This window comes from Sphingobium sp. B8D3B (assembly GCF_025961875.1).
Classification (GTDB): domain Bacteria; phylum Pseudomonadota; class Alphaproteobacteria; order Sphingomonadales; family Sphingomonadaceae; genus Sphingobium.
The window spans coordinates 1,245,688-1,265,315 of sequence record NZ_JAOQON010000001.1 but is presented as its reverse complement, the minus strand read 5'-3'; the positions used below and the strand labels follow the sequence as shown (position 1 = coordinate 1,265,315).

General features: G+C 64.0%; 14 protein-coding genes. 6 read left to right on the top strand and 8 right to left on the bottom strand.

The window, feature by feature from the left end:
- The first annotated feature begins 167 nt into the window (after window positions 1-167).
- From bamA to rpmE, 4 genes are all read left to right on the top strand, one after another.
- Entirely contained in the window at window positions 168-2,771 is a 2,604-nt protein-coding gene (bamA, locus tag M2343_RS05880; RefSeq protein ID WP_413716041.1) for an outer membrane protein assembly factor BamA, read from the top strand.
- The gene (locus tag M2343_RS05875; RefSeq protein ID WP_264575948.1) at window positions 2,771-3,439 is read left to right on the top strand and encodes an OmpH family outer membrane protein; all 669 of its coding nucleotides are present in this window, start codon (window positions 2,771-2,773) and stop codon (window positions 3,437-3,439) included. Before bamA ends, M2343_RS05875 begins: the two co-directional genes overlap by 1 nt.
- Before the next feature lie 6 nt (window positions 3,440-3,445).
- Window positions 3,446-3,928, top strand: a complete 483-nt coding sequence (fabZ, locus tag M2343_RS05870; protein ID WP_264575947.1) for a 3-hydroxyacyl-ACP dehydratase FabZ — start codon at window positions 3,446-3,448, stop codon at window positions 3,926-3,928.
- 110 nt (window positions 3,929-4,038) lie between these two features.
- Window positions 4,039-4,266, top strand: coding sequence for a 50S ribosomal protein L31 (rpmE, locus tag M2343_RS05865; RefSeq protein ID WP_181559464.1), 228 nt, complete (start codon window positions 4,039-4,041; stop codon window positions 4,264-4,266).
- A 104-nt stretch (window positions 4,267-4,370) separates the two neighbouring features.
- Here rpmE and M2343_RS05860 read toward each other — a convergent pair whose 3' ends face one another.
- From M2343_RS05860 to M2343_RS05835, 6 genes are all read right to left on the bottom strand, one after another.
- Window positions 4,371-5,567 (bottom strand): S41 family peptidase, encoded by a 1,197-nt coding sequence (locus tag M2343_RS05860; RefSeq protein WP_264603870.1) that lies wholly within the window; start codon window positions 5,565-5,567, stop codon window positions 4,371-4,373.
- A 119-nt stretch (window positions 5,568-5,686) separates the two neighbouring features.
- Entirely contained in the window at window positions 5,687-9,943 is a 4,257-nt protein-coding gene (rpoC, locus tag M2343_RS05855; RefSeq protein WP_264575945.1) for a DNA-directed RNA polymerase subunit beta', read from the bottom strand.
- 80 nt (window positions 9,944-10,023) lie between these two features.
- Window positions 10,024-14,196, bottom strand: coding sequence for a DNA-directed RNA polymerase subunit beta (rpoB, locus tag M2343_RS05850; RefSeq protein WP_181559467.1), 4,173 nt, complete (start codon window positions 14,194-14,196; stop codon window positions 10,024-10,026).
- Window positions 14,197-14,560: 364 nt separating this feature from the next.
- Entirely contained in the window at window positions 14,561-15,115 is a 555-nt protein-coding gene (locus M2343_RS05845) for a superoxide dismutase family protein (protein ID WP_264575944.1), read from the bottom strand.
- 56 nt (window positions 15,116-15,171) lie between these two features.
- Entirely contained in the window at window positions 15,172-15,834 is a 663-nt protein-coding gene (locus tag M2343_RS05840) for a purine phosphorylase (RefSeq protein ID WP_264575943.1), read from the bottom strand.
- Window positions 15,835-15,839: 5 nt separating this feature from the next.
- On the bottom strand, window positions 15,840-16,403 hold the full coding sequence (locus M2343_RS05835; RefSeq protein WP_264575942.1) for an adenine phosphoribosyltransferase: 564 nt from the start codon (window positions 16,401-16,403) through the stop codon (window positions 15,840-15,842).
- Window positions 16,404-16,555: 152 nt separating this feature from the next.
- Here M2343_RS05835 and M2343_RS05830 point away from each other — a divergent pair, with 152 nt between their 5' ends.
- Window positions 16,556-17,338 carry a hypothetical protein gene (locus tag M2343_RS05830; protein WP_264603869.1) on the top strand — a complete coding sequence of 261 codons (783 nt, stop codon included), beginning with the start codon at window positions 16,556-16,558 and terminating at the stop codon, window positions 17,336-17,338.
- A 139-nt stretch (window positions 17,339-17,477) separates the two neighbouring features.
- On the opposite strand, the gene rplL is transcribed toward M2343_RS05830, so the two are convergent.
- Window positions 17,478-17,858, bottom strand: a complete 381-nt coding sequence (gene rplL / locus M2343_RS05825; RefSeq protein WP_181559472.1) for a 50S ribosomal protein L7/L12 — start codon at window positions 17,856-17,858, stop codon at window positions 17,478-17,480.
- A gap of 83 nt (window positions 17,859-17,941) precedes the next feature.
- Complete coding sequence (rplJ, locus tag M2343_RS05820) at window positions 17,942-18,457, bottom strand: 50S ribosomal protein L10 (RefSeq protein ID WP_181559473.1); 516 nt, start codon at window positions 18,455-18,457, stop codon at window positions 17,942-17,944.
- Between the two features lie 595 nt (window positions 18,458-19,052).
- On the opposite strand from rplJ, the gene M2343_RS05815 reads away from it, so the two are divergent.
- On the top strand, window positions 19,053-19,598 hold the full coding sequence (locus tag M2343_RS05815) for a PEPxxWA-CTERM sorting domain-containing protein (RefSeq protein ID WP_264575940.1): 546 nt from the start codon (window positions 19,053-19,055) through the stop codon (window positions 19,596-19,598).
- Window positions 19,599-19,628: the final 30 nt, after the last annotated feature.

The window sequence follows — 19,628 nt, the reverse complement described above, 5'->3', positions numbered from 1 at the left end:
GGGCAGGGGAGGCAGCGCGGATGCGGCTTCCCCGGATGAAGTGCATTCAGGACATGTCGAGGAATCTGAGTTTGAGCGAAGCAGCACGCATTTCATCGACACAGGGCCGCCTCGCGCCGTTGCTCCTGTGTGGCACCATCCTGGCGGGCTTTGGCTCCGTGCCGGCGATGGCACAGGCCACCGGGAGCGCTGCGGCGCAGCCGGCCCCCGCGCTGCCTGCCGCGCCTGCGGTTCAGCCGGTGACCGCCGAAGAGCGCACCATCTCCGCCATCACGGTGGAAGGTGCCCAGCGCCTCGAGGCGGACACGGTCCTCTCCTACACCAAGCTGCGGATCGGCAACAAATACACCCGCGAGACGCTCGACGAGGCGCTGCGCGAGCTTTACGCCAGCGAACTGTTCTCGGATGTGCAGATCCGCGACAATCAGGGCGCGCTCACCATTCAGGTGACCGAGAACCCGGTCATCAACCGCATCGTGCTGGAGGGCAACAAGCGCCTCAAGGACGACAAGATCCTCCCCGAAATCCGCATGGCGCCGCGGCAGATCTACACGCGCTCCAAGGTGCGCGCGGACGTCGCCCGGATCATCGAGCTGTATCGTCGCCAGGGCCGGTTTGCAGCGGTTGTCGATCCCAAGCTGGTCCAGCTGGACCAGAACCGCGTCGACATCGTCTACGAAATCACGGAAGGGCCAAAATCCAAGGTCCGCCAGATCAACATCATCGGCAACGACAAATTCTCCGATGGGCAGCTGCGCAGCGAGATGGCGACTAAGCAGTCGCGCTGGTTCCGCGTCTTCTCGTCCGGCACCACTTACGATCCCGACCGGCTGGCCTATGACCAGCAGAAGGTCCGCCAGTTTTACCTGACGCAGGGCTATGCCGATTTCCGCGTCGTGTCGGCCGTTGCCGAGCTGACCTCGAACAAGCAAGACTTCATCATCACCTATGTGGTGGAGGAAGGCGACCGCTACAAGTTCGGCGACGTGACCGTGCAAAGCGATATTCGCGATCTCAGCTCCGAGGGACTGTCCCGCTCGCTGCGGATGAAGAAGGGCGACTGGTACAACGCCAAGGCCGTGGAAGACACGGTCGAGCAGCTCAACCAGACGGCCGGTCTGTTCGGCTACGCTTTCGCTGACGTGCAGCCCGAGTTCAATCGCAGCCGCGAAGACCTCACCATGGGCATCACCTTCCGTATCGCCAACGCGCCGCGCGTCTATGTCGAGCGGATCGATATCAACGGCAACACGCTGACGCAGGACAAGGTGGTCCGCCGCGAGTTCCGTCTGCATGAGGGCGACGCGTTCAACACCTTCCAGGTCCGCCGCTCGCAGGATCGGATCAACTCGCTGGGCTTCTTCCAGGAGCGTCTGGAGATTGACCAGAAGCCTGGTTCCGCGCCCGACCGCATCGTGCTGGAAACCAATGTCGAGGAAAAGGCGACCGGCGAGCTTCAGCTTTCCGCTGGTTTCTCCAGCCTTGAGCGCTTCATCCTCTCGGCGTCGGTCACGCAGCGCAACTTCCGCGGCATGGGCCAGGAACTGCGAACCTCGGTCAATTATTCGAGCTACTCGAAGTCCGTGAACGTCGGCTTCACCGAGCCCTACTTCCTGGACAAGAACATCGCGCTGGGCGGCGATATCTTCCGGCAGGATACGAACTCGTTCAACTACCTGTCCGGTAATGACCGCAACACGTTGTACAGCCAAGTCCGCACCGGCTTCCAGCTGCGTGCCGGTTTGCCGATTACCGAATATCTCTCGCTGGCGCTGCGCTACGGCCTCTCGTTCGAGGACGTGACGCTGGACAAGGCCAATTATTATTCCGACCGGCAGCAAGCCGGCAACTTCCAGTGCGACCCTCTGCGCGCAAGCCAGTATCTGTGCGACGCCATTGGCAAGCGCACCACGTCGTCGATCGGCTATTCGTTGATCTACGACATGCGGGACAACCGCATCCGTCCGACGCGCGGGCACAGCATCACATTCAGTCAGGATTTCGCCGGTCTGGGCGGTAACGTGCGTTACCTTCGCAACCGCCTCTCGGCCGATAAATACTGGCCGCTCGGCGGCGGCTTCATCTTCTCGGTGAAGGGCGAGGCTGGCTACATCCATTCGTTCGAGGATGGCGCTGGGCCGAATTCCGACCCCGTCCGGCTCGTGGACCGCTTCTTCCTGGGCGAGCCGCAATTGCGTGGCTTCGATATTCGCGGCGTGGGGCCGCGTATCATTCGCAAGCCTTATGTGGCGGATGCGAACGGAAATCTTACCTCGCAACTGAGCGAGAATCGCGACCAATGGTCAGACGACGCTCTGGGTGGCCGCGCTTATTACCTTACCCACTTTGAGATCGAAATTCCGCTCGGCGCTGGCGCGCGTGACATGGGCCTGCGTCCGTCTGTCTTCGTCGATGCCGGTGCAGTTTTTGGCGTTCGTCGGCCGGATCTTTTAGACCTCCCCGCGTACCAGAATATTCCGATCCGCGATGCCAGTGGTCTTCGGCAGTGTGATGACAGCTCTGCGAACACCACGACATCCATTCCAGACGGAGCATCATGCCCGAGCGGGACATCGCTTCGGACATTCCCCGCAGGCGGCTTCAAGGAAGTCTTCCTCGGCGACAGCCCCAAACCGCGCGTTTCGGTCGGTTTCGGCGTGAACTGGAACTCGCCCTTCGGTCCGTTCCGGATCGATATCGCCAAGGCCCTGGTGAAGGTCGAAGGCGATGATACCAAGCTTGTAACCTTCAACATAGGGACACAATTCTGATGCGTAACTCCATCTTTTCCGCTGTTGCGCTCGCAACGGCATCGGTCGCGGCTCTCAGCGTTTCCGCGCCGGTTTCCGCACAGGTCAAGCAGGCGATTGCCGTCGTGAACATCGACGAGGCGATTGGCCAGTCCAGCGCGGCCACCACGGCCAGCCAGCAGATGCAGGTGACCTACAAGTCGAATATCGACCAGATCAACACGCGTCGCACCGCGCTGCAGACCGAGATCCAGCAGAAGCAGACGGCGCTGCAGACCGCGGCTCAGGCCGCTGGCCAGAACCCGCCCGCTGCCACGCAGACCACCCTGCAGAACCAGTATAACGAGCTACAGCGTCGCGCGCAGGAAGCGCAGGCCGAACTGCAGCGTCTCGAGCAGCCGCTCCAGCTCGCCCGCGCCTATGTGCTCGAGCAGATCGGCGCCAAGCTGCCCGAGGCCATGCGCAACGTGATGACCAAGAACAAGATCGACCTGCTGGTGAAGGCTGAAGCTGCAGAAGCCTTCCAGCCCACGGCGGACGTCACCCGTCTGCTCGTGCAGGAGATTAACGCACTGGTCCCGTCCGTCAGCATCACGCCGCCGCAGGGTTGGCAGCCCGGTGGTCAGCAGCAGCAGCCTGCCGCTGCAGCGCCGGCTGCGCGCACGCCGACAGCTGGCGAAGGGCGCTAATCACCGATGAGCGAAGCGGAAAGCACAGGGGCTGAACAGAGCGGCGGACTCGATATCCGTGGCGTGCTGGCAGCCTTGCCGCATCGTTACCCGTTGCTGCTGGTCGACCGTGTGGTCTCGATGGTTCCCAAGACCTCGATCCACGCGGTCAAGGCCGTGTCGATGAACGAGCAGTTCTTCCAGGGGCATTTCCCCGGGCGTCCGATCATGCCGGGCGTGCTCATCGTCGAGGCGATTGCCCAGGCCGCCGGCATCCTCGCCGTCGAGTCCCTCGGGCTCGCCGGCACGGGCAAGCTCGTTTATTTCATGACCATCGAGGGCGCGAAGTTTCGTGCGCCTGTCGAGCCGGGGCATCTGCTGGACCTCCATGTCGAGTTCACGCAGCTGCGCGGTTCGGTCTGCAAATTCTCCGGCAAGGCCAGCATCGACGGCAAATTGTGCGCAGAAACAAACTGCGTCGCGATGATCGCCGATCCGCCGAAGGACTGAGCGGGACACAAGCCCCGCAGAGCCTTGCCAAGCCGGCCCTTTCCCGCTAAGGGCCGCGCTTCCCTAACGCCCCGGACCGGTCGGAAACCGGTCATTTCAGGAGCCGACACATGAAAAAAGACACGCATCCCGAATATCACCTCATCACCGTGCAGATGACGGACGGGACCAGCTTCCAGACTCGCTCGACCTGGGGCAAGGAAGGCGACACGATGACGCTGGAAATCGACCCGACGTCGCACCCGGCATGGACCGGCGGTCAGCGCCAGCTCGATCAGGGCGGCCGCGTTGCCCAGTTCAACAAGCGCTTCGGTGGCCTCACGCTCAAGAAGAACTGAGCGGGCTCCACCCAAGGTTTCAGAGGAAGGCTCCGGTTTTCGGGGCCTTTTTCTTTGTCAGGAACGCCGACGGAGGCCTGGCCGCGCCCCCATCATGCTGACCGTCAGCGCGCTGTATCCATCGGGATCGGCTCGGGCTGGAAAGCTTCCCTCGGCGTTCCATCGACAGCGTACAGGCGCTCGGTCGGCAATTTGATGATCACGCCGGATTTGGGCAACGCATGATCGTAGATCGCGCCCAGGAGCCCCGCCATCCTGCTGCCTTGCACGCGCGCGCCTATGGCATGCAGGCCTATCGCCAGGCCTTCGCCCATGCTCCCGGTCCAGCGTGACACCCGCACACTGAGGGCGCCGGCATGGTGCTTCCCCGCCCGTGGCAGCACCTGCTCGATCCACTGCCGCGCAATGCCGGTCTCGCGCTGTTCCACGGGCAGGTTGTGAATTTGATAGGCGGTGGGCTGGGTGACGAACCAGCCCATGATCGCCCGCGCGACCGTCGTATTGCCGCCGCTAGCAGTGTCCGTCAGGTCGAGGATGATCGGCTTGCCCGGAGTCAGCGCCGCCATGGCCGCATCGAAGGCTGGGATCGTGTCATCGCGCCCGAGGGAATCGTGAAAGCGGATGATCGCCGCGCCGCGGGCGTCCTCGGCAACCGAGAGCGGCGGCATGTCCCGATGCTTGAGGGCGTACAGGTTGGGTAATTCTACCGTGCGCGGTGACCTGCCGCCGGCCTTCACGGTCAGCTGTCGCGGCCGGTCGCGACGGCCCGCCGCGAGCACGCGCGCGGCATAGCCGGCATCGCCTTCGCCCGGCGCGACGCCGAGGTCGGTCCAGAACGCGTCGACCGCTGCCTGTACAGGCGTTCCGGCAATGGCGATCAGCTCGTCGCCGGCTTGCACACCGGCCTGTTCCGCCGGGCTGCCGGCCCGGACCTGCTCAATACGATAGCCAGCGCCGCGCCGCTCGATCCACAGGTCGCCATAGCTTGGGAAAACCGCCCAGCTGTTGGAGAAGGAGGCCCCCGTGATTGCATGATGGTCGGCGAGAACCATGAGGGCGCGTTCTGCAAGGCGGATGAGGCCATCCTCATCGCGGACCGCCTCGGCTTCCGCCTGGAGCCGGGAGGGCAGGCGATATTCGCCGCCTGCAAGGCGCTCGGGATAGGCATAGGTTTCCGCGATGATGCCCGGAAGTGCACGGGCATCCTCCTGATAGGGATTGGTCTGTCCCAGCGCGCCACTGGCAGAGAGGGCGAGGGCGCCCAAGGTTAGGGCAAGGCAGCAGAGCCTCAGTTTCAGCATCATGTGTCCTGCGGCCAAGGGAGTCGATGCCACAGGATATCGCGTCGGACATCCAAGCAAAAGGCCCGCCGGATCGCTCCGGCGGGCCTCTCTATTTTCTTCCTGAAAGGACCTGATGCTTAGTTCATGTCCTCGGTGGTGAAGTCCTCACCCTGCACCTTGCCGAGCGGATCGTCGCCGATGGCGGCTTCCACGGGCTGGCGCAGTTCGGCCTCATGCTCTTCTGCGGCGGTCTGCGGTGCCACGAGGTGAACCTCGTTGGCGACCCGCATGGCAGCACGCAGTGCCGCGTCGCGGCTGTTCGCGGCGATCCGCATCCGGTTCATCGAGGAGCCGGTGCCGGCCGGGATCAGACGCCCGACGATCACATTCTCCTTGAGGCCGATCAGCGTGTCCTTCTTGCCCTGAACGGCCGCCTCGGTGAGGACGCGGGTCGTTTCCTGGAAGGAGGCAGCCGAGATGAAGCTGCGGGTCTGCAGCGACGCCTTGGTGATGCCGAGGAGCACGGGCTTGCCGAAGGCCGGCTGCTGGCCGGGCGCGAGGCGGGCGTTCACTTCGTCCATTTCCTCGCGATCGACCTGCTCGCCTGCCAGCAGCGTGGTGTCGCCGCCGTCGGTGATCTCAACCTTCTGCAGCATCTGGCGAACGATCACCTCGATGTGCTTGTCGTTGATCTTCACGCCCTGCAGTCGATAGACCTCCTGGATCTCCGCGACCATATATTCCGAAAGCGGCTCGATGCCGAGCACTTCGAGAATGTCGTGGGGATCGGGCGAACCGCCGATCAGGTTGTCGCCACGCTTCACGTAGTCGCCTTCCTGAACGTCGATCACCTTGCTCTTGGGGATCAGATACTCGACCGGCTCGCCGCCATCCTCGGGGAGGATCGCGATCTTGCGCTTGGCCTTATAGTCCTTGAGGAACTGAACGCGGCCCGAGACCCGTGCGATGATCGCATTGTCCTTGGGCTTGCGCGCCTCGAACAGCTCCGCCACGCGCGGCAGACCGCCCGTGATGTCGCGGGTCTTGGCAGCCTCGCGGGAGACACGGGCCAGCACGTCACCGGCCTGCACCTGCGCACCATCCTCGACCGAGAGCGTCGCGCCCGGTGCCAGAAGGTAGCGCGCTGCCTCGCCGGAGGCATCGTCCAGCAGGGTCAGGCGCGGACGCAGATCGTCCTTGGAACGGGAGGGGGCACGATATTCAGTCACCACGCGCTGCGTGATGCCGGTGGCCTCGTCCGCCTGTTCGGTCAGCGTCTTGCCGTCGATCAGGTCCTGATACTTCACGATACCCGGCTTCTCGGTGATCACCGGCTGCGTGAACGGATCCCACTCAGCGATGCGGTCGCCCTGCTTCACCTTGGCGCCATGCTTGAACAGGATGGCGGCACCATAAGGCAGGCGATGGACCGCACGCTCGCGGCCTTCATCGTCGATGATCGCCAGTTCGCCATTGCGGGCCAGCGACAGGTTACGGCCATGCTTGTCCGTGATGGTCGGCATGTCGCGCAGTTCGATCGAACCGTCGGAGACGGCCTCGAGGTTGGACTGCTCGTTGAGCTGGGCGGCACCGCCGATGTGGAAGGTCCGCATCGTCAGCTGCGTGCCCGGCTCACCGATCGACTGGGCGGCGATTACGCCGACAGCCTCACCGATGTTCACCGGCGTACCGCGGGCGAGGTCACGCCCGTAGCACTTGGCGCACACGCCCATCTTGGATTCGCAGATCAGCGGCGAGCGGATCTTGACCGCCTGAACGCCGATGGCCTCGATCTTGGCGACCATCGCCTCGTCCAGCAGCTCGCCCTCGGGGACGATGACCGAGCCATCCTTGCTGTCCACAATGTCCTCGGCCGTGGTGCGACCGAGCACGCGCTCGCCGAGCGATGCGATCACGCTGCCGCCCTGGATGATGGCCTTCATCTCCAGCGCCTTCTGCGTGCCGCAATCCACCTCGACGATGGTGCAGTCCTGGCTCACGTCGACCAGACGGCGGGTCAGGTAACCCGAGTTCGCCGTCTTAAGCGCCGTGTCGGCCAGACCCTTACGGGCGCCGTGCGTCGAGTTGAAATATTCAAGAACGGTCAGGCCTTCCTTGAAGTTCGAGATGATCGGCGTTTCGATGATCTCGCCCGACGGCTTGGCCATCAGGCCGCGCATACCGGCCAGCTGCTTCATCTGCGCCGGGGAACCACGGGCACCCGAGTGGCTCATCATGTAGATCGAGTTGATCGGCTTCAGGCGGCCCGTATCCGGGTCCTGCGGCATCGAGCGAATCTCGTCCATCATGGCGTTGGCCACACGGTCACCGCAGCCCGACCAGGCGTCGATCACCTTGTTGTACTTTTCCTGCTGGGTGATCAGGCCGTCCTGATACTGCTGCTCATAGTCGGCCACCAGCGCCTTGGTCTCATCGACCAGAGCCACCTTGCTGTCCGGAATGATCATGTCGTCCTTGCCGAACGAGATGCCGGCCTGGAACGCGTGGCGGAAGCCCAGCGCCATGATGGCGTCGGCAAACAGCACCGTGTCCTTCTGGCCAGTGTGACGATAGACCTCGTCGATAACGTCGCCCACGTCCTTCTTGGTGAGCAGGCGGTTGACGGCGTCGAACGGCACCTTGTGGCTCTTGGGGAGGCACTCGCCGATCAGCATACGGCCCGGCGTGGTTTCCACGCGGCGCATGTAGGTCTCGCCATTCTCGTCCGTCTGCGGCACGCGGCTGATGATCTTGCTGTGCAGCGTCACCGCCTTGGCGAAGAGGGCCTGGTGGACCTCCTGCATGTCGGCGAGGATCATGCCTTCGCCCGGCTCGCCGGCCAGCTCCATCGACAGATAATAGATACCCAGCACCATGTCCTGCGAGGGCACGATGATCGGCTTGCCGTTGGCGGGCGAGAGGATGTTGTTGGTGGACATCATCAGCACGCGCGCTTCCAGCTGGGCCTCAAGGCTCAGCGGAACGTGGACGGCCATCTGGTCACCGTCGAAGTCGGCGTTGAACGCGGCGCAGACCAGCGGGTGGAGCTGGATGGCCTTGCCCTCGATCAGCACGGGCTCGAACGCCTGGATGCCGAGGCGGTGGAGCGTCGGAGCGCGGTTCAGCAGCACAGGGTGCTCGCGGATCACCTCATCGAGGATGTCCCAGACTTCCTTGCGTTCCTTCTCGACCCACTTCTTCGCCTGCTTGAGGGTCATGGAGAGACCCTTGGCGTCGAGGCGGGCGTAGATGAACGGCTTGAACAGCTCGAGCGCCATCTTCTTGGGCAGGCCGCACTGGTGCAGCTTGAGCTCCGGACCGGTCACGATGACCGAACGACCGGAATAGTCGACGCGCTTGCCGAGCAGGTTCTGACGGAAGCGGCCCTGCTTTCCCTTGAGCATGTCGGAGAGCGACTTGAGCGGACGCTTGTTGGCACCGGTGATGACACGGCCGCGACGGCCGTTGTCGAACAGGGCGTCAACGGCTTCCTGCAGCATGCGCTTTTCGTTGCGGACGATGATGTCCGGCGCGCGCAGCTCCATCAGGCGCTTCAAGCGGTTGTTGCGGTTGATGACGCGACGATAGAGATCGTTGAGGTCCGAGGTCGCGAAGCGGCCGCCGTCCAGCGGCACCAGCGGGCGCAGTTCGGGCGGAATTACCGGCACCACGTCGAGAATCATCCATTCCGGGCGGTTGCCGGAATCGATGAAGCTTTCCACGACCTTGAGGCGCTTGATGATCTTCTTGGGCTTCAGCTCCGACTTGGTCGTCGCCAGCTCTTCCATCAGCGCCTTCTGCTCGCCCTCGAGATCGAGGTCCATGAGCATCTGCTTGACCGCCTCGGCGCCGATACCGGCGGAGAAGGCGTCTTCGCCATATTCGTCCTGCGCCTCGACCAGCTCGTCCTCGTTGAGAAGCTGATACTTCTCCAGCGGCGTGAGGCCCGGCTCGATGACGATGTAGCTCTCGAAGTAGAGGACGCGCTCAAGCTGCTTGAGCTGCATGTCGAGCAGCAGGCCGATGCGCGAAGGCAGCGACTTGAGGAACCAGATGTGGGCAACCGGCGCGGCCAGCTCGATATGGCCCATGCGCTCGCGGCGGACCTTGGAAACGGTCACTTCCACGCCGCACTTTTCGCAGACGATGCCCTTGTACTTCATGCGCTTGTACTTGCCGCACAGGCACTCATAGTCCTTGATCGGGCCGAAGATGCGCGCGCAGAACAGGCCGTCACGCTCGGGCTTGAACGTGCGATAGTTGATCGTCTCCGGCTTCTTGATCTCGCCGAAGGACCAGCTGCGGATGCGCTCGGGCGACGCAATGCCGATCTGGATCTGGTCGAAGGTTTCCGGCTTGGCCATCGGATTGGCGAAGGTGGTCAGTTCGTTCATGTCTCAATTCCCTGCAGAGGGCTGAAGTTCGTAAAGGGGCGAAGGGGAGAGGCGCCGCGCGAGCAGCGCCCCTTGTCCCATTATTCCGCCGCCTCGGGCAGTTCGTCGTCGCCATCGCTGTCGGAGAGGTCTTCCAGCGCCGCCAGCTCCACATTGAGGCCGAGCGAGCGCATTTCCTTCACGAGCACGTTGAAGCTTTCCGGAATGCCGGCCTCGAAGGTGTCGTCACCCTTGACGATCGCCTCATAGACCTTGGTACGGCCGACCACGTCGTCGGACTTGACCGTGAGCATTTCCTGCAGCGTGTAGGCTGCACCATAAGCCTGCAGTGCCCAGACCTCCATCTCACCGAAGCGCTGACCGCCGAACTGGGCCTTACCGCCCAGCGGCTGCTGGGTGACGAGGCTGTAGGGGCCGATGGAACGGGCGTGGATCTTGTCGTCCACAAGGTGGTGCAGCTTGAGCATGTAGATGATGCCCACCGTCACCTTGCGGTCGAACGCGTCACCGGTCCGGCCGTCATAGAGCGTGGACTGGCCCGACGTATCGAGCCCTGCCAGCTGCAGCATAGCGGAAACGTCGGCTTCACGCGCACCGTCGAACACCGGTGTCGCGATCGGAACGCCGGTCACCAGGTTGGAGGCAAGCTCGATGACCTGCTCAGCCGAGCGGGACTTGATCTCGTCCGCGTAATCCTCGCCATAGACGGTCAGCAGACGCTCCTTCACCGCTTCCGGCATTTCACCGCCGGTCGCGTTCGGGTTGGCCTCACGCCAGTCGCGCAGGGCATGCTTGATCTGCTGGCCAAGGCCGCGGGCGGCCCAACCAAGGTGCGTCTCGAAGATCTGCCCGACGTTCATGCGCGACGGCACGCCCAGCGGATTGAGCACGATGTCGACCGGGGTGCCATCCTCCAGGAACGGCATGTCCTCGACCGGCAGGATGCGCGAGATGACGCCCTTGTTGCCGTGACGGCCGGCCATCTTGTCGCCCGGCTGCAGCTTGCGCTTCACCGCGACGAACACCTTGACCATCTTGAGCACGCCCGGGGGCAGCTCGTCGCCGCGCTGCAGCTTCTCGACGCGGTCCTCGAACTTCTCGACGATGACCTTCACGGCCTCGTCATACTGCGTCTTGACCGCTTCGAGCTGCGACTGGCGGGCATCGTCCGCAACCGCGAACTTCCACCACTCGTGACGCTCGACCTCGGAGAGCAGCTCCTCGGTGATGTCGACGCCCTTCTTGACGCCCTTGGGCGCTGCCGTGGCCGTCTGGCCGATCAGCATCTCACGCAGGCGGTTGAAGGTTGCGCGATTGAGGATCGCGCGCTCGTCCTCGCGGTCCTTGGCGAGACGGTCGATTTCCTCGCGCTCGATGGCCATCGCGCGCTCGTCCTTGTCGATGCCGTGACGGTTGAACACGCGCACCTCAACGATCGTACCAGCCACGCCCGGCGGCAGGCGAAGCGAGGTGTCGCGCACATCGCTGGCCTTCTCACCGAAGATGGCGCGGAGGAGCTTCTCTTCCGGCGTCATCGGGCTTTCACCCTTGGGCGTGATCTTGCCGACGAGAATATCGCCCGGCTCCACCTCGGCGCCGATGTAGACAATGCCCGCCTCGTCGAGGTTGCGCAGGGCTTCCTCGCCGACGTTGGGGATATCGCGGGTGATGTCTTCCGGCCCGAGCTTGGTGTCGCGGGCCATCACCTCGAACTCCTCGATGTGGATTGAGGTGAAGACGTCGTCCTTCACGATCCGCTCGGAGATCAGGATGGAGTCCTCGTAGTTGTAGCCATTCCAGGGCATGAACGCGACGAGGCTGTTGCGGCCCAGGGCCAGTTCGCCCAGCTCTGTCGAGGGACCGTCGGCGATCACGTCGCCGGCCTTCACATGCTCGCCCACCTTCACCAGCGGACGCTGGTTGATGCAGGTATCCTGGTTGGAGCGCTGGAACTTCATCAGTGTGTAGATGTCGACGCCCGACTTGCCGGCCTCGATCTCTTCGGTGGCGCGGATCACGATGCGGGTGGCGTCCACCTGATCGACGATGCCCGAGCGCTTGGCCGCGATGGCGGCGCCGGAGTCGCGCGCAACCGTTTCTTCCATGCCGGTGCCGACGAACGGCGCCTCGGCCTGAACGAGCGGCACGGCCTGACGCTGCATGTTCGATCCCATGAGCGCGCGGTTGGCGTCATCGTTTTCCAGGAAAGGAATGAGCGATGCGGCAACGGAAACGAGCTGCTTGGGGCTGACGTCCATCAGCGTGATGTGGTCGCGCGGCGCCATCAGGAACTCGCCGGCCTCACGGGCGGAGATGAGATCCTCGGCGAAGGTGCCGTCCGGGTTCACTTCGGCGTTGGCCTGCGCGATCGTGTGCTTGGCCTCTTCCATGGCGGAGAGGTACACGACCTCGTCCGTCACCTTGTTATCGATGACCTTGCGGTAAGGCGTCTCGATGAAGCCGTACTTGTTGACGCGCGAGAAGCTCGCCAGCGAGTTGATCAGACCGATGTTCGGGCCTTCCGGCGTCTCAATCGGGCAGATACGGCCATAATGGGTCGGGTGAACGTCGCGGACCTCGAAGCCGGCGCGCTCACGGGTGAGACCACCCGGGCCCAAGGCCGAAACGCGACGCTTGTGCGTGATTTCGGAGAGCGGGTTGGTCTGGTCCATGAACTGCGAGAGCTGCGAGGAGCCGAAGAACTCGCGCACTGCGGCCACGGCGGGCTTGGCATTGATGAGGTCGTTCGGCATCACCGTCGAGACGTCGACGCTGGACATGCGCTCCTTCACGGCACGCTCCATGCGGAGCAGGCCGACGCGATACTGGTTCTCCAGCAGCTCGCCGACCGAACGCACGCGGCGGTTGCCGAGATTGTCGATGTCGTCGATCTCGCCCTTGCCGTCCTTGAGGTTCACCAGTTCCTTGACCACGGCGAGGATGTCCTCGCGGCGCAGCGTCGTGATGGTGTCCTCGGCGTCGAGGCCAAGGCGCATGTTCAGCTTCACGCGGCCCACGGCCGAGAGGTCATAGCGCTCGCCGTCGAAGAACAGGCCTTCGAACAGGGCTTCGGCGGTCTCGCGCGTCGGCGGCTCGCCGGGGCGCATGACGCGGTAGATGTCGGAAAGCGCGTGGTCGCGGTCTTCGGCCTTGTCGACCTTGAGCGTGTTGCGGATCCAGGGACCCGTGTTCACATGGTCGATGTCGAGCAGTTCGAGGCGGTCGATACCGGCCGCATCCAGCTTGGCGAGGTTCTCGGGCGAGACCTCGTCGCCGGCTTCGATGTAGATCTCGCCGGTGCTCTCGTTGATGAGGTCATAGGCGCTGTAGCGACCATAGACTTCCTCGGTCGGGATCACGAGCGCTTCCAGGCCGTCCTTGGCGGCCTTGAGCGCCGCACGCGGGCTGATCTTCTGCCCGGCCGCGAACACCACTTCGCCGGTCTTGGCGTCGATGATGTCGAAGGTGGGCTTGAGGCCGCGCCAGGCGTCCGCCGTATAGGGGATTTGCCAGCCATTCTCGCCGCGCACATAGGTGACCTTGTTGTAGAACTCGCCGAGGATTTCCTCGCTGTTCAGGCCAAGCGCGAAGAGCAGGGCAGTGACCGGCAGCTTGCGCTTGCGGTCGATACGCACGTTCACGATATCCTTGGCGTCGAACTCGAAGTCCAGCCAGGAACCGCGATACGGGATCACGCGAGCGGCGAAGAGATACTTGCCGGAGGAGTGGGTCTTGCCACGGTCATGGTCGAACAGGACGCCCGGCGAGCGGTGCATCTGGGACACGATGACGCGCTCTGTACCATTGACGATGAAGGTGCCGTTGCCGGTCATGAGCGGCATGTCGCCCATGTAGACATCCTGCTCCTTGATATCGAGAACCGAGCGGGTCTCGGTGTCCTGATCGACTTCGAAGACAATCAGGCGGAGGGTGACGCGCATCGGCGCGGCGTAGGTGATGCCGCGCTGACGGCATTCCTCGGTGTCGTACTTGGGATCTTCCAGCTCATAGTGGACGAAGTCCAGCTCGGCCGTGCCGGCGAAGTCGCGGATCGGGAAGACGCTGCGCAGCGTCTTCTCAAGGCCGGACACATAGCCGATTGCGGGATTCGACCGCAGGAACTGCTCATAGCTTTCGCGCTGAACCTCGATGAGGTTCGGCATTTCCACGACCTCGTGGATGTTGCCGAATACCTTGCGGATGCGCTTGGTGGCGCTTTCGCCGGGCTTGATGGGGAGAGCCTTGGTTGCCATGCCAGAGATACCTGACCTTCCTGCGTGTTGTGGTCCCGATAATATTTTTCGCATTGCAGCGAAAATTCAGCCTTTTGCTGCGTCTGCGCACCTCGATTCGAGGGCTGCGAGCACGCAAAAAAGTGCGGGCCGGGACTGTCCGATCCGCACTTGAGCGTCATATGAACCTCGCCGTCACCCCATATGTGATGCATGTCGTGCGCAACGCGTCATGCTTGCCCGGGTAGCGGAAGGCGACTGGCGGGCAGATGCCCGACCAATCCGAATGACCAGTGATATAAGGCCATCGCGGGGCATTGCAAGGGGCTTGCGGCCCGCTGCGATGCCTTTGCGGCGTTGGTCGGAGACGGACCCAGATCTGCGATCAGGATTCCTTGCGGTAGAACACGCCGCACATCACTCGGCCGCCACTATTGCCCGTGGGGTCGGTGCGCATGTCGTCGGCGTCTGCGTGGATCACCAGCGCCGCGCCATCATCGTCCAGCAGGGTTGCCATGTTGGTGTGCGCCATGAACGTTACCTTGGCAGCGCCGCGTGCGTCAGCGGTCACCATGGGCAGGTCCCCGGCATGGGGGCCTTGCGGGTTCTCAGTGCCGTGCTGCTTGCTCTCGGGGTTGAGGTGGCCGCCGGCCGATACGAAATCGGGCAGGGTGCATTTGCCGATGGAGTGAATGTGCATCCCGTGCGCGCCCGGCGTCAGCCCGCGTGTCACCTCCACGCTGCCGCGCATATGACCGTCTTCCGGCACCAGCGTCGCGACACCGGTGCGGTTGCCCTGGCCATCATAAAGGATCGCCTCGGCGAAGGGCTCGGGCGTGGGCATCGGCCCCGCCGGGGCCTTGGCGCCGCAGCCCTGCAAGGCCAGACAGAAGCCGGTGGCGGCGAGGAGGAGGGGGGAAGCAGCAAAATGAGCCATCATGTCTCTCTGTGTTGGGGCGATGCAGTGGGTGCAATCTAGCGTGTTGTCCGGCGAGGTCAAAGCAGGTCGAGCACCCGTTCCATGGCAAGCGCGGCCCGGCGGGAAGCGGCGCGGAGGTTGGCATGGAAATCCCCGGCGCTGTCGGGATTGGCATCGTCCGTCACCGCCTTGATGCCGCCCCAGGGGAGGCCGCACTGGGCGGCATATTGGGCGACGGCCGCGGTTTCCATGTCGACGATGTCGGCCTCCAGCGCAGCAACGAGATGGGCCGCATAGGCGCCATCCTCGATGAATGCGTCACCGCTGGCGATGCAAGCATGGGGCAGGGCGCTCCCGGGATCGGGCATGGCCGCATAAGGCGTGACATTTGCAGGCCCCATCGGCCAGGCGCCAGCGGGATAGTGCACGAAGGCATCCGGGCGACGCGCGCCATAATCATGCTGGACGGCGCGGGCGAGCCAGAAGCAATCGCCGGCGAGGGCGCTCAGCTTGCCGGCCGTCCCGAGGATCATCAGCATATCCGCTGCGTGGAGCGCGTGCAGCCGCGCGGCGGCGGCGGCGATGTTGACCTTGCCGATCCCGGTCGTCGCGATGTGCACCAGATGACGCCCGGTGTCGACGCGGCGCACCAGCGGCCAGTCGCCGTCCAGCCTGTCCCCCACGTCCGGCAGAAAGGCATCGGCCTCCTCGGGCAGGGCGGCGAGCATCAAGATGCGCATGCAGCTCAGTGCCCCTCAAAGGTGATGAGGGAGAGGGGCGTGATGCCCACGTCTCTGAGGCGCGCCGCGCCGCCCAACTCGGGCAGGTCGATGACGAACGCGGCCTGGTCCACAATGGCGCCTTCGCCCCGCAGCAGGGCAGCGCCGGCGAGCGCGGTCCCGCCGGTCGCCAGCAGGTCGTCCACCAGCAGCACCCGTTGCCCAGGCCGCACGGCGCCCTGATGCATCTCGATCCGGTCGGTGCCATATTCGAGCGCATAGTCGATGCCGACCGTCGCGCCGGGCAGCTTGCCGGACTTGCGCAGCATCAGCTTGCCCTTGCCGAGCTTGTAGGAAAGGCCGGCCGCGACGATGAACCCGCGCGCCTCGATGCCGGCGATGAGGTCGACCTGCGCTGGATCGACCAATGCCGCGATCCGGTCGATCGTCGCCCGGAAGCCTTCGCCATCCAGCAGCAGGGTGGAAACGTCGCGAAACTGGATGCCGGGAATCGGATAGTCCGGGATGGTCCGTACCAGCGCTTTGAGGTCGTCATTGTTCGTCGTGGTCAGAGAAGATGCCTCGGCCATGATGATGTGTCCCTTCGATAATCGGCTGGCGCAGGCCGCACGTGTCGGCGCAAGGATCGGGCGGCACAGGGCGCCTTTTGTCCCTCACGCTTTACATTGGCGCGACGATATGCTGATCGCAGTCTGTCCCGAAATGGGTCGGTGGGGTCATAATGAGATTGCCTGTTGTCTTTCCAGGGATGGCGTCGCTCGCCTGCCTTCTCGCCGTGAGTCCGGCGGCAGGGCAAGCGGAAACTGCGTTTGCCCGGGCAAGCTCCAGCCTTCTCGATCTCCAGAAGCTGACCAGCCTGCTGCTCCCGCCTGCTTTCGGGCAGGATAATCAGGTGCGGGCGCCGATGCTGATCGCCAATGAGGTGCGGCCCGAGAGCCGGGACCGTCTGGCGCAGCCCTCCGCGCGGCCGGAGTCGCGCGACCGCCTCGCGCGGCCGGTGAGCGAATTGCCAGCCTATCGCCCGGAGAGCCGCGATCCCTTGGCGCGCTCCTATGAGGATGTGCGCACGGCGCGCCCGGAGTTGCTGGACTCTGGTTCAAAGGCGGTGGCCCTGGCGCAGGATGTCGCGCCGGCCAATGAAAGCGTGGCCGCGGCGCCGGCCATGGATAGCGCGGATGGGCCACCCGTGCCGATCGCGCTGTCAGCAGTGCCGATGGGCGCCGGGCCGACTTTGCAGCGCACGCAGGGCAAAGCCGAGGGCCTCGGTCTGGCGCAATATCTTTCCGCGCCGTGGCAGCAGATCGGCTTCATCGCCGGCCTGGTGCTGCTGGCCAGTCTGCTCTTCTGGCGGCTCGGGATGCGCGGGCGGCAGGGGCCATTGGCCCTGACCGACTATGGACGGGCCGATCGCTCCGCTGCCCGAGAGGAAGGCGACCGGGCGCGCTACCCGACGCTGCGCGAAGCCATCGAGGCGATGAAGGCCGAGGCTGCCACACGTCATTGATCGGCCTCCGGGCGCTCATCGATCACGCCTGATCCACGCGACGATCCCTCAAACGCAAAAAAGAAGCGCGCCCGGATCGCTCCGGACGCGCTTCTTTTTGTCGGGCGGGAACGGCTGGGCCGCTCCCCTCCCATCAAGCTTACTTGATCTCGACGGTCGCGCCGGCTTCCTCGAGCTTCTTCTTCAGCTCTTCGGATTCCGCCTTGTTCACGCCTTCCTTCACAGCCTTCGGCGCGCCTTCGACGAGCGCCTTGGCTTCCGTCAGGCCGAGACCGGTGATGGCGCGGACTTCCTTGATGACGTTGATCTTCTTGCCACCGTCGTTGACGAGGATCACGTCGAACTCGGTCTTCTCTTCAGCAGCGGGGGCATCGCCACCGGCGCCGCCGGCGGGCGCAGCAACCGCGACTGCGGCAGCAGCGGAAACGCCCCACTTCTCTTCGAGAGCCTTCGACAGCTCAGCAGCTTCGAGAACGGTCAGCGCGGAGAGCTGGTCGACGAGCGAGTTGATATCAGCCATGTAATTCACTCCATTTTCTAGCGGGGCCGGGTCTGGCCCAAGTCAATTGATTGCAACTGTCTGCCGGGGAGGCGGCCTGAAGATCAGGCAGCGTCCTTGGTGGCATAAGCGTTGAAGACGCGCGCGAGCTGCGCGGCCGGTTCCTTGGTGACGACTGCGAGCTTGGTCGCCGGGGCCTGAATGAGGCCGATCAGCGTTGCGCGCATCTGGTCGAGCGACGGCATCGAAGCCAGCGCCTTGATGCCATTGGCGTCCAGGAGCGTAGTGCCCATGGCGCCGCCGACGATCTCCAGCTTGTCGTTCGTCTTGGCGAAATCGATCGCGACCTTTGCAGCCGCAACCGGATCGGAAGACGTCGCCAGGCCCACCGGTCCAACCAGCATCTCTTCGATGCTGGCATAATCGGTGTCCTTGATGGCGATCTTGGCAAGGCGGTTCTTCGTCACCTTGTAGGTCGCACCCGCATCGCGCATCTTCTGACGGAGCTGGGTCGACTGAGCCACGCTAAGGCCCAGATTGCGGGTCACGACGACCACGCCCATTTCCTTCAGAGATTCGTGAAGCGCGGAAACGACCTCGGTCTTTTCATTGCGATCCATGCCATTCTCCTCTGCGGCAAGGCCCGGAAGGCCCGGCCGCGTTCACACATGTGCCGCGCACGACCCGAGAGGGGCCGCAAGCGGCGAAGCAGTCCGAGGGGAAGGGTTGACTGGTCCAGCACGAGAGTGCGGACAGACCCGGATTGAGCTGCGCATCGAAGCGGAGCGCCGTCCGGCAAGAACTTTTCCCCGTCTCGGCTGGGCATTAAGATGGGCAGATCCCATCACCAGCTGTCTCGGACGGTGCACCGGGACGGACCCGGTGAGCGAAGGCCCGATAGGCGGGGCGGCCGTGAAAAGCAAGTCGTTTCCAATTCCGGCCACGGCGAGGGAGCCGGGGAGGGCGGTAAACGCTTAATTTGTGACCCTTTGGCAACGTCCTTCGGCCATCTGCGCAAAGGTGGTTAAGGCGTGGGAAAAGAAGGTTAAAGCGCTTTAATTCTTTCCGCCGCAGGTTTAGCACGGGTTCATGGAAAGCTTATCGACAGACTCGCTCCGTTGGGCGCGCCGTGAAATTGAACGGCACCGGGCTTTGATTGGTCTGGCCGTCGTGGCCAGCGCCTTGATCGCAGCCGCGCCGCACAATGAGCGCCGGATGTTTACCATCCCTGAGTTCGCCTCGGCATTCGTCGCCGTGCCGGCGCCGGAAGAGACGTCGCTGCGCTCCGCGATCATGGGCTATCTTCGCGATGGCTGTGCGCCCGAGTTCGTCAATTCCAAGGGTGACCTGACCCAGTTGGTCAATCGCGCCGATTGCGGTCCTGGCCGTTCGCGCAACCAGGGCAGCAGCCCGTTCGCGCGAAAGCCGACCGCGACGCCGAACAAGTCGCCGGTTGCGCCGACCGCCTTCTTCGCCGAGCCGGAAGCTGCCGATTTCGTATCGAACCTCAACAGCCCGCTGATCGTGACGCAGCCCACGCTCGAGCCCTCCATGGCCTCCTTCACGCCGCCCACAGGTGGTACGGGCGGTGGCGGCGGGTTCATCCCTGGCATTCCCATTCCCTTGCCCGATTTTGTGCCGCCGGTGTTCGGTTCGGTTCCCGAGCCGTCGACCTGGGCGCTGATGATCGCGGGCTTCGGTCTGGCCGGCACGATGATGCGCCGCCGCAATCCGGTGAAGGTTACCTTCGCCGCCGGCTGATGGCCGGCTTCACACGCGTTTCCCGCTGAA

What these genes read in the sequence shown, in the direction of transcription:
- M2343_RS05840 (WP_264575943.1), bottom strand. Translation starts at nt 15,834, where the DNA reads ATGCGCATCTTGATGCTCGCCGCCCTGCCCGAGGAGGCCGATGCCTTT.
- rplL (WP_181559472.1), bottom strand. Translation starts at nt 17,858, where the DNA reads ATGGCTGATATCAACTCGCTCGTCGACCAGCTCTCCGCGCTGACCGTT.
- M2343_RS05830 (WP_264603869.1), top strand. Translation starts at nt 16,556, where the DNA reads ATGAGATTGCCTGTTGTCTTTCCAGGGATGGCGTCGCTCGCCTGCCTT.
- M2343_RS05875 (WP_264575948.1), top strand. Translation starts at nt 2,771, where the DNA reads ATGCGTAACTCCATCTTTTCCGCTGTTGCGCTCGCAACGGCATCGGTC.
- rpmE (WP_181559464.1), top strand. Translation starts at nt 4,039, where the DNA reads ATGAAAAAAGACACGCATCCCGAATATCACCTCATCACCGTGCAGATG.
- bamA (WP_413716041.1), top strand. Translation starts at nt 168, where the DNA reads ATGGCACAGGCCACCGGGAGCGCTGCGGCGCAGCCGGCCCCCGCGCTG.
- M2343_RS05845 (WP_264575944.1), bottom strand. Translation starts at nt 15,115, where the DNA reads ATGATGGCTCATTTTGCTGCTTCCCCCCTCCTCCTCGCCGCCACCGGC.
- rplJ (WP_181559473.1), bottom strand. Translation starts at nt 18,457, where the DNA reads ATGGATCGCAATGAAAAGACCGAGGTCGTTTCCGCGCTTCACGAATCT.
- fabZ (WP_264575947.1), top strand. Translation starts at nt 3,446, where the DNA reads ATGAGCGAAGCGGAAAGCACAGGGGCTGAACAGAGCGGCGGACTCGAT.
- rpoC (WP_264575945.1), bottom strand. Translation starts at nt 9,943, where the DNA reads ATGAACGAACTGACCACCTTCGCCAATCCGATGGCCAAGCCGGAAACC.
- M2343_RS05860 (WP_264603870.1), bottom strand. Translation starts at nt 5,567, where the DNA reads ATGCTGAAACTGAGGCTCTGCTGCCTTGCCCTAACCTTGGGCGCCCTC.
- M2343_RS05835 (WP_264575942.1), bottom strand. Translation starts at nt 16,403, where the DNA reads ATGGCCGAGGCATCTTCTCTGACCACGACGAACAATGACGACCTCAAA.
- rpoB (WP_181559467.1), bottom strand. Translation starts at nt 14,196, where the DNA reads ATGGCAACCAAGGCTCTCCCCATCAAGCCCGGCGAAAGCGCCACCAAG.
- M2343_RS05815 (WP_264575940.1), top strand. Translation starts at nt 19,053, where the DNA reads ATGTTTACCATCCCTGAGTTCGCCTCGGCATTCGTCGCCGTGCCGGCG.